Raw genomic sequence first — 9,654 nt, 5'->3', positions numbered from 1 at the left:
AAGACGTACACAAACGAAAAAAACTCTGCATGCTGACTTAATCCTTGCCGGTATCACCCAGCTCATAACAGTTGTACTTGCTGATAAAATCAAACATCACGAATATATTCGCAGTTTAAAACCGCTAATTGCTTAGGACTTACCAACTTCAAAAGCTGTTAAGCTTATTAAAGTGCGTCAAAAATCTTTGAACATCACCCTCTATCTCTGAAATCGTGTAAAGCACGATTTCTACCTTGTTTTGAATCAAGATTGCGAACTTGTTTCGCAATTACCTAATGTATAACGAATCAAGGCTGTAAAAAGATAGTCTGAAAAGAAATTTTATTTTCAGGGAAAGGAAATCGACAAAGCGATTATTCTTTGCCGATTCTGGACACTGTTTTAAAATTGACCACCAAAAGAGCAGGGAACTTGAAGCATCTTCCCTGCCCTTTACTGTGGCTATTCTCTCCCCGTCCGGCTCCCGCCGTTTCAATACTGTTGTGCGATGCAACCTGACGAACTGATGCTCAGCCTCCATGCGGACTGCTTTATTGCCAGACAGGATTATGTAAAGTAATTTTCATGAGACATCTATCATCCCCCATCTTTATACTTTCCAGCAGCTCCACATCAGCATTACATTCAAACGCCTTTTCAAAAAGTACTTTGCTGTAGCCGGTAGTACACTGGCACCACGTATTGCGCTCTAATCTTTCCACTTCTGCAAGCATGGGGCAGGGACAAAAACCAAACTGTAAAAAAAGTTCACCGTCTTTACAGAAAAGCCCGGCAGCCCTTGCTTTCTCTGAATCCGCAAATTCTTCTATACTTGCTGCATCTGACATCAGTTCCTTTACAATGGCAAGTTTTTCGTCCATGCCGTACCCGCATTGACAATTCATCCGTATTGTCTTTGCGGTCTCCAGATCAAATTTGCTTTCCAGGCGGTTCATGGCAGACTTCACCCACTCAGGATTCTCCTCGTCCTTAGCCTCACGTCCCTTGCCATACACCACTTCATCGGCTGTTTCTGCATTGCTTTTCGCTTTGACAGATTCATAAATTACTTTCTCTTGAATTTTTCTTATATCAAACATCGTATCTTCCTTTCTCCTGAAGTATTTCTTAGTGACAGTTCAGGCCTGCCTGAACTGTTACATTTCTTAACACTTCTTATTATAGAAAGAAAGACAACTTATTGACTTCTGAATTCTTGCTTTTATGAAACGGGAATGCATAAATCCATAACAACTTTATGACTCTCCCTGTTAATGTTATGATAGATATTCATTCCATACCGCTCTGCCATTCTGTAACCGCTCTCCGGCATCCAAACGCTGAAAATCCCCTGCAATGTCTCAAAAATATCTTTGATATCCCCATCGAAATGGTACACAATCCCTCTGCCGCCTCTGATCCACATCACATTTTCCAGGTCACAATCCTGTTCCACTGTCATACAAATATCGCAAATACACAGCGACGGTTTTGTAATAGCCGGGTCATTAAAAAAGCGCTCTATCAGAACCGTTTTCTCATTCAAATATGCGTCGTATTTATCTAAAAACAGATACCAGTTTTTTTCAATATCCACATAGTTCCCAATAAACCGCTCATAGATCACAAAAAAGTCGCCAAACTCCTGAATTTCAATATTAGCGGCATATTCCTCCGCCGTTTTAAAACGGGCAACCCGCTCCGGTGTAAAAGGAACCGGCATACTATGAGTTGGGATCGATTGCTTAAACAAAGTAGGGGAAGTATTATGCTGCTTTCTAAACACAGAACTATAATTGGAAGAACTATACCCGTAATCCAAACCAATATCCGTAATTGCTTTCGCCGGATTCAGCTTCATATCTACTGCACTTTGGTCGACCTTACAGCGTTTAATAAAAGCATAAATGCTCTCCCCCGTTTCTTCCTTAAACATCCGTTCAAAATAGTATTTTGAAACAAAAAATCGGGCAGATAAAGTATCAAGCGATAAATCCTCATCTAAATGCTGCATAATATAATCAATACTCTCATTAACCAGTTTTCTCCTGTCCATATCTCTCCATTCGTCCATCGCGTTATCATACTCAGACCTTTAAGTCGTCTCTAAAATACTTCAATTGTGGATTTTTTCCCTCCCCCTTGCACAAAAACTAATGAAAGGCGCCCCCGTCCCCCCACAAAACCAACGCCCCCACAATCTGCAGCACCAGGATACAAGGCACTCCAATCCGAAACAAGTTTTTCCTTGTCTTATGCCGGAATACCTGCATCCCCACCAATGCCCCCGGGGCTCCTCCCAGCAGTGCCAGGAGAAGCAGTGTTTTTTCCGGGATTCTCCATTTATTTTTACGCGCCCTTCTCTTATCTTCCCCATATACAAGGAATGTGATAACGTTGATGATAATGATTGGTAATATAATGTAAGTATATTTCATGACACACTCCTCTTAATCTGATTTTTTTGCTTTATACCTGAATTTCTTCTTCCAGGGTAAATGAATAAATGATTTTTTCTTTTACTTTTTTCTCTGTCAGCTGCTCCAGCGCCTGTGCATAGTAGTCCAGCTGGGAGTGATATTTTTCCTGGAGATCCCGGGCTGTCCTTACCTTATCCGTCTTGTAGTCCAGCACAACCAGCTCCTCATCCTCCTCAAAATATACATCTATGATTCCCTGAACCAGAATTGTCTCTGCACTGTCTTCCCCCGGATATATTTCCCGTGCGTCCACTCCCAGAACAAAGGGCTGCTCTTTTTTTAGAAGCTGTTTCTGCGCCGCCCTGTGCATGCGCTGTCCGCTTTCGCAGTGTAAAAAGGCGAGTATATCACGGATACGGATGCACTCTGCCATATCGTCAGAGAGTTTTCCTTCTGCCTGCAGTCGGACGATCTCTTTTTCCAGTGCAATTTCGTCGTATTGTACGGAAAAATCCAACAGCTCCAGCAGTTTATGGTAGGCGCTTCCCCTTGATGCTCCTGTCAGCTCGATTTCTTCCTTCAGAAATTCGGGCAGAAGAGGCACTACCTCCGGTTCTTCGTACAGCTCCTCCCCGGATTCTTCCGACAGGTAGGCGCGCTTTTTCAGCTCGGATACCGTGAACTTTAGTTTTAATTTCCCCTCCTGTTCATATGGATACTTATATTCCAGCTGCCCGGGCAGGCTCTCACGAAGCTCTTTGTCATAGATATTTTCCGTATTCCAGTGCTCCAGTACATCCCGTGCCAGGCTTTCTGCCTGCTGCCCGGCCGTTTCTGCGGCTTCCTCTGCAAAACAGTCTGCGACCAGAACCTCCAGCGGAATCTGCTCCGTCAGCCGCGGGATCAGAGGCAGCAGCCAGTCCAGATAAGTACGTGCACCGGAAAGCACATAATAGGGAAGAGGTTCTTTCCTTCCTCCCGTTGTCTGGCCTGCCCCGTTTTGTTCCAGCACTTCCAGGGCGTGTGGCAGTTCGCCGGTCATGATCAGTTTTTCCTTCGCTCTGGTCAGTGCCACATAAAGCACCCGAAGTTCCTCCCCCAGATTTTCTCTGGTGATTTCCTCCTGGATGACTTTCTTTAATATAGTAGGAATCCTGGTTCTTTTTTCCAGATCGATCGCATCAATGCCCACGCCCCACTCGGGATGAATTACAATACTCCCTTTGGTGTCCTGGGTATTGAACTGTTTGCCCATACCACACACAAACACAATCGGAAACTCCAGGCCCTTACTCTTGTGGATCGACATAATACGCACCGTATCCGACTGCTCATCCGCGATATTTGCCTCGCCATAATCCACATCATATTTTTTTAACTGCTCAATATAACGTACAAAGTTAAATAGTCCTTTATAGCTTGTGCCCTCAAACGCTGAGGCCTTTTCCACCAGCATTTCCACATTTGCCTCGCGCTGCGCCCCTCCGGGCATGGATGCGATATAGAGGCCATAGCCGGTATCTTCTATGATATGCCACAGCAGTTCATGAATGGCCGTGTAGGGAACCATTTCCCGGAAGTGTTCCAGTTCCTGCAGAAATTCCCGCAGGAGCCTCTGCAGAACGCCCCCGCCTTCCGCGGCATCCGCATATTTTTGAACCGCTTCGTAGAACGGTATGCCGGGAAATGCATTGCGGATATCAGCCAGCTGCTGTACGTTCAGCCCTGCAAAGGGGGACGTCAGCACAGCGGTCAGGGGCAGCTCCTGCATAAAATTATCCAGGATTCTCAGGTAATCCAGCAGAACGCTTACCTCGTATGTCTCGAAATACCCCTCTCGGCTGCCGGCATAGGCCGGTATCCCCTCTTCCCCCAGTACGGCGGCAAAAACATCCGCCCAGCCTTTGATGCTCCTGGTCAGAATCACCATGTCTTTGTATCGGGGGGCCCGATAGGTCCCGGAAGCCTTATCCAGCACCCGGCCGTACTTCAGAAGTTCTTTTATTCTCCGTGCCACAGCCCGCGCTTCACGCTCTCTTCCCGTTCCCGCCGAGGGCCTGGCCGCCTGAGTCTCTGTTGTGCGGCCCTCTTCTGCACCTGCATCAGCGGCCTTGTCTTCTCCTGTCTGACTGCTCTCCCCGGCTTCGTGATCATCCGATGTATCCACCAGAATCAGTTCCGCCTGATTGATGCTTTTTCCCTGTTCGTCCAGCTGCGGCTCATAGGAGGCTCCTGGATACAGCGCGGCCTGTTCGTCATAGAGAATGCCGCCCAGCTCTTTTCGCATAATCTGCTCAAATATAAAGTTGACACTCCCAAGCACCTCGTCTCTGCTCCGGAAATTCCTGTGCAGGTCTATCCGCTGCCTGTCGCTGTCTTCCTGGCTGTAAGTGTCATATTTCTCCATAAACAGTTCCGGTCTTGAGAGCCGGAATCTGTAAATACTTTGTTTTACATCCCCCACCATGAATATATTGTTTCTGCCTCTGCTTACCGTAGAGACGCTGGTCAGAATTGCTTCCTGAATCAGGTTGCTGTCCTGGTATTCATCAATCATCACCTCCAGAAACTGATCCTGATACTCGGCCGCTGACAGCGAGGGGACAAGCTTCCCATCCTCTTCCACAGTGAGAATCCGCAGGGCAAACTGTTCCATATCATTGAAGTCAATCATATTTTTGCTCTGCTTTTTCCCGGAAAATGCTTCCCCAAACTGTTTGACCAGATCTATCAGCACCTGCATGGACACCGCGGATTCCTTCATGTCCTTCAGGATTTCCTCCGGCTCCTCGTAAAAGTACATACCAGTGATATCCTTCACCATTTTCTTGACTTTTTCACGCAGCGCCTTCACCTGGTCTCTTTTTTCCACATCCACGGACTCGTCTTTCTTTGCAGAAAGGCGTTTCCAGGCAATCCCCTGTACGGACTGGTACATGCCTTCAAAGGTTTCCTGCCTCACCAGGTTTTCCAGAGCCGCTTTGTCTGAATCCAGCATTTCACCATACATATAAGGGCCGTCCGGCAGATCACAGATTCTCATCCCCTCTTGCAGAATCCAAAGCATGTCCTCCGTTTTCTGCCGGACCAGCACTTTTACGCGCTCCATGCAGGCCGGCTCACTGCAGGCACATGGAGCATCCCCTCCTGCCGGTCCGGCAGATTCTGCTTTCTCAGTTTCCTCCGTTATGCTTAAACTACCGGTATCTGTTTCTCCATCCCGGCATGCCTCCTGCCCCACTCTATAGCTCCTGGCACATTCATCCAGCCATACATCCGGCTGTGGATAACTTCTGGAATATTCATACAGCTTTAAGATAATTTCCTCGATCTTCTTATCATTTCTTCCCGTACCGAATTTCTCCACAAATTCCAGAAACGGTGTGTCTGCATTTACATAGCATGCTTCCAATAATTCATCGAGAACATCCTGCTTGAGGAGCTTTAGTTCTCCCTCTTCTGCAATACGGAATCCCGGATCAATATCCAGCACATGAAAGTGTTCACGGATGACAGACAGACAGAAACTGTGTATGGTAGTTATCTGCGCGCTGTGAATCAGCGTTGCCTGCCTCTGCAGGTGCACATCCTCCGGGCGCTCTTCCAGTGACTTCTCAATCGCCTCCCGGATACGCTCCTTCATCTCTGCCGCCGCGGCCTCCGTAAAAGTCACAATCAGAAGCCGGTCCACATCCGCCGGTTTTTTGGGATCTGTCAGCATCTGGATAATACGCTCAACAAGAACCGCAGTCTTTCCGGAGCCTGCCGCCGCTGAAACCAGAATATTCCTTTCTCTCAAGTCAATTACTTTCTGCTGCTCACTGGTCCATTTTACGCTCATCGCCCTGCTGCTCCTTTCCATTTTGTCTCATCCTCTCCACGGCCTCATCCCGGTCCAGTTTGTCCATGTGCTGGTACTCGCATCCTTCAAGGCGGTCGTCAAAACCACAGATATCCCGGTATGCACAATAATCGCATCCCGTCTCTGTACCCAGTTCATAAGGCCACGCCCGCGTCTCGCCGGACAGAATCCTTTCTTTGAGTTCCCGCTCTTTCTTTTTGGTGTATGCCAGAAGGGTGCGGAAATCATCGGGGGCAAGCACTCTGGAATATCGGTTCAGACTGCCGTCTTTGTTTTTCCCTACCGGTATGAGGCTGGAGTTTCCCGTCAGCCCTCTCTCCAGATGCTGTATCACGGCCTCATCCGCATTTACAAGCCCGTCCAGTTTCAATTCCTTCAAAAGTTTTTCCTCCAGCAGGGCTTCATTTTTCTCTTTTTCCACAATCGGATCTTTCATGCGGTAATAAAAAATGCCTGCGGGCTGAATTTCCTGTCCGGGATGTTTTTTCTGTTCCATATCCATAGCGGCGTTCAGATATACTGGCAGCTGCATTTGGAGTCCGTGGTAAAAGGCCGTGATGTCGAAGCTCCTGGATCCTGTTTTATAGTCTGTAACCTTAACATAGATCTTTTCCTCATCTTCACAGGTGTCGATTCTGTCGATCTTTCCGCTGCCGAACTTCATCTCATAGCCGCTCGGCACAAAGTCCCCTTTTCTGAGCTGTTCTGTCAGCGCCCACACGGAGCGGTGGATCAGCTTCTTAATACGGGTAATCATATATTCGTTTCGCGCGGTGCTGTAAAGAACGGTATTTCCGTAGTCCACGATGCTCTCCTCCACACTCTCTTCAATCAGCTGTGCGCGCATTTCCTCCGGCATCCCGATCCAGGATACCTGATTGATGTCTGCCTTTTTTGCAAATCGTTCCATAGACTGGTGGGCTATATTTCCCAGGTCCATGGCCTCAAACTGGTACGCTTCCCGATCCGAAAGCCGAAGCCCGTAGGTCAGGAAATGTGCATAGGCACAGGAGGCGAACCGCTCCAGCCTCGTTACGCTGAAACGGGAGGCATCTCCGTACATCATCTCTGCGGCCGTTTTTGTAAGGCGCTCCGGAGTTTTTTTGAAAAATGCAGCATCCAGTATCTTTTCCGTTCCGGCTGCATGTTTTACGTACCAGGTATATAGTTCTTTCCACTCCTCATTTACGCCCAAGGCCCGTTCCCTAAGCCCCTGCACCAGATAGTTCATGGCCGTTTTTTCGGTCAGCTCTGTCTGTGCCAGTCCTTTTGTCTCTTCATCCCTTATCTTAAGCAGCGGAAAAAGCCTCCGCAGGTCCTGCACCAGATAAGCGGGCCTGAGTGTTTTTCCCTCCGCGGAAACTCTGCTGAATGAGATGGACAGATATTTCGTCGGTTTTGTCAGATTCATATATAAATAAAACTTCTGGATATAGGTCTTTTCCTTTGCCCCGGGAGACAGGCTGATCTTCTGCCCCGCAAACTGCTCTCTGTCCCGCTCAGACAAGAGGCCTCCCTGCCCCAGACTGCCGGGAAGAAGTGTATCATTTGCCCCCACAAAGAAGAGCGCCTTGATGTCTTTCAGACGGGTTCTCTCCACGTCACCGATCACTACCTGGTCAAGGCTCGGCGGAATCACTCCTACCTTTGCCTCCTCCATTCCCGCATCCAGCAGCTCGCAGTATTCTTTCAGAGAGATCCGCTCATCTCCCAGCAGTTCAACAAATTTATCAAACAGCTCAATCGTGATGCGGTATACCTGTGCATACTCTTTCGCAAGTGCCAGCTCTCCCTGCTCCTGGAAACGGACTTCCATCTCTTTCAGGCGGACCTGTGCCTGCTGCTTTGCCAGAAAATCATATACCGCAGCCGTCACGTCCTTCACGGTCTTACTTGGCTGCTTCAGAACGTATACGAGGGCATCCAGCTGTTCAACAAAACGGACTCTGAGGCCGTTTAATTCGGACAGCGCCTCTTCCTCCATACCGGATGTACGCCGCACCCAGGCAGCCTGCCATTTTTTATAACCCTTCAGCCCCAGCGCCAGCACATAATTCTCCATCTGATCGATTTCCCGGCGGGTGAATCCCGCCATCCCCGTGCGCAGATAACGGAACACACTTTCATAGGAAAAGTTCTGTTCCGCCATTGCGAGCAGGCTTCTCACATATTCCACGAATGCATTGAGCAGGATGCTTTTTTTATGATCCATAAAGATGGGAATGCCATAGGTATCGCATGCTTTTTCCATGCAGACCGCATAGGCATCCATATCACTTGCGATTACCGCAATATCCCGGTACCTGAGCCCCTTTTCCCGGACCAGGTGCCGGATACCGGACGCCACATATTCGGCCTCCTGTTTTGGATTGCGCACCACATGTACAGAAAGTACATCCTGCTCCCTTTCATACTGTTTTTTTGAATAACGGAAAAGCTCCGCTTCCAAAAATCCCAGCACCTCGTTATCTTTGAACCGGTAAAACGGCCTGCTGTACAGGCAGACTGCTTCTTCCACCTGGGCCCGGTTCTCCCGTGCGGTCTGCACAAGGCTCGTTACCATCTGCCGGCTCAGTGCAAACAGCTGATAGGGATGTTTATATACATAAGGGTCCTCCCTTGAATCCATCACCGCGGTAACCACTACGTTTCTGCACACCCGCATCAGTTCTCCCAGCAGCTTATTCTGTACCGGAGTAAAGCCGGTAAAGCCATCCAGCACCACGACACTGTTTTTCAAAAGCTCCGAGTGCGGCACCGCATCGCTGAGCACATCCAGCAGTTCTTCTTTCGTGATATACTTGTCCGCAAGATAATTTTCAAATCCCTCATACACCCTGCGGATATCCTGCAGCTTATAATACAGATAGCTTTCCGGTGCCAGTCCCTCCATAAACTCATCCAGCTTTTCAAAACCAATTCCATACTGGGTAAACTCAGAGATCACGGACTTCACCTCGCTGATATACCCCTGCTTCTTCAGATTCCCCCGCAGTACCTTCAGTTCATTTTCATAGTCCCCGGCGATCTTCCGCAGAATCAGATTTTTCCCCTCATCATCCAGGACACGCTTCGTATCCTGCCCGGTCTCCTCAAAAATCCGATGCGCAAGCCGCCCGAAGCTCAGAACATCAATATTCATAATCCCATGCCGCGGATGCAGCATGCACAGATCCTTCTGGGTCTGCATCGTGAACTGTTCAGGAACAAGAACCAGATAATTCATATCCGGATGCTTCATGGAATCTTCAATCACTGTCTCATATAAATAATGGGATTTTCCCGCACCGGAATTCCCAAAAATAAATTGTAATGCCATTAATACCTCCCACTGTTTCTAAAGAAACGTATTCATATCTCTACGTTCAAAGGGGTCAGACCCCTGTGCCA

At 48.2% G+C, this 9,654-nt stretch carries 5 protein-coding genes; all 5 read right to left on the bottom strand.

Annotated features, from left to right (window positions below; all coding sequences use genetic code 11):
- Positions 1-533: 533 nt before the first annotated feature.
- The 5 genes from HMPREF0240_RS04120 to HMPREF0240_RS04100 all read right to left on the bottom strand — a co-directional run bounded on the left by HMPREF0240_RS04120 (position 534) and on the right by HMPREF0240_RS04100 (position 9,583).
- Positions 534-1,082: a DUF6144 family protein gene (locus HMPREF0240_RS04120; protein ID WP_009002189.1), complete on the bottom strand. Its 549-nt coding sequence runs from the start codon at positions 1,080-1,082 to the stop codon at positions 534-536.
- 122 nt (positions 1,083-1,204) lie between these two features.
- Entirely contained in the window at positions 1,205-2,038 is an 834-nt protein-coding gene (locus tag HMPREF0240_RS04115; protein WP_035312351.1) for a GyrI-like domain-containing protein, read from the bottom strand.
- A 97-nt stretch (positions 2,039-2,135) separates the two neighbouring features.
- Positions 2,136-2,420, bottom strand: coding sequence for a DUF1294 domain-containing protein (locus HMPREF0240_RS04110; protein WP_009002187.1), 285 nt, complete (start codon positions 2,418-2,420; stop codon positions 2,136-2,138).
- A 31-nt stretch (positions 2,421-2,451) separates the two neighbouring features.
- On the bottom strand, positions 2,452-6,243 hold the full coding sequence (addA, locus tag HMPREF0240_RS04105) for a helicase-exonuclease AddAB subunit AddA (protein ID WP_009002186.1): 3,792 nt from the start codon (positions 6,241-6,243) through the stop codon (positions 2,452-2,454).
- Complete coding sequence (locus HMPREF0240_RS04100; protein ID WP_009002185.1) at positions 6,221-9,583, bottom strand: PD-(D/E)XK nuclease family protein; 3,363 nt, start codon at positions 9,581-9,583, stop codon at positions 6,221-6,223. The genes addA and HMPREF0240_RS04100 overlap by 23 nt, the downstream gene beginning before the upstream one ends.
- Between the last annotated feature and the right edge of the window lie 71 nt (positions 9,584-9,654).

Origin of the sequence: Clostridium sp. D5 (assembly GCF_000190355.1) — a bacterium.
In the GTDB taxonomy this organism is placed as follows: Bacteria; Bacillota; Clostridia; order Lachnospirales; family Lachnospiraceae; genus Faecalicatena; species Faecalicatena fissicatena_A.
The sequence above is the reverse complement of the archived record's forward strand: the minus strand, read 5'-3'. Positions and strand labels throughout refer to the sequence as shown.

Coding starts and splice junctions, on each gene's coding strand:
- HMPREF0240_RS04120 (WP_009002189.1), bottom strand. CDS start 1,082: ATGTTTGATATAAGAAAAATTCAAGAGAAAGTAATTTATGAATCTGTC.
- HMPREF0240_RS04115 (WP_035312351.1), bottom strand. CDS start 2,038: ATGGACAGGAGAAAACTGGTTAATGAGAGTATTGATTATATTATGCAG.
- HMPREF0240_RS04110 (WP_009002187.1), bottom strand. CDS start 2,420: ATGAAATATACTTACATTATATTACCAATCATTATCATCAACGTTATC.
- addA (WP_009002186.1), bottom strand. CDS start 6,243: ATGAGCGTAAAATGGACCAGTGAGCAGCAGAAAGTAATTGACTTGAGA.
- HMPREF0240_RS04100 (WP_009002185.1), bottom strand. CDS start 9,583: ATGGCATTACAATTTATTTTTGGGAATTCCGGTGCGGGAAAATCCCAT.